Origin of the sequence: Natranaerobius trueperi (assembly GCF_002216005.1) — a bacterium.
GTDB lineage: Bacteria > Bacillota > Natranaerobiia > Natranaerobiales > Natranaerobiaceae > Natranaerobius_A > Natranaerobius_A trueperi.
Window position 1 is genome coordinate 1 of the sequence record NZ_NIQC01000109.1, and the last position, 310, is coordinate 310.

Annotated in this window: 1 protein-coding gene; it reads left to right on the forward strand. The window is 48.4% G+C overall.

The window, feature by feature from the left end:
• Positions 1 to 295 (forward strand): hypothetical protein (locus CDO51_RS13325; RefSeq protein WP_205842277.1); only part of this gene is annotated, 295 nt, incomplete at its 5' end.
• Between the last annotated feature and the right edge of the window lie 15 nt (positions 296 to 310).

Consider the following 310-nt stretch of genomic DNA (forward strand, 5'->3'; position numbering starts at 1 on the left):
CGATCGGTCTCACAAGAACGATCTGATCAAGATCAACGGCGAGCTGTATAGAGTGATCGGCGTGAACAACGACCTGCTGAACGTAATCGAAGTGAACATGATCGACATCACCTACCGCGAGTACCTGGAAAACATGAACGACAAGAGGCCCCCCCACATCATTAAGACAATCGCCTCCAAGACCCAGAGCATTAAGAAGTACAGCACAGACATTCTGGGCAACCTGTATGAAGTGAAATCTAAGAAGCACCCTCAGATCATCAAAAAGGGCCCAAAGAAGAAGCGGAAGGTCTGAACTATGAGACCTACG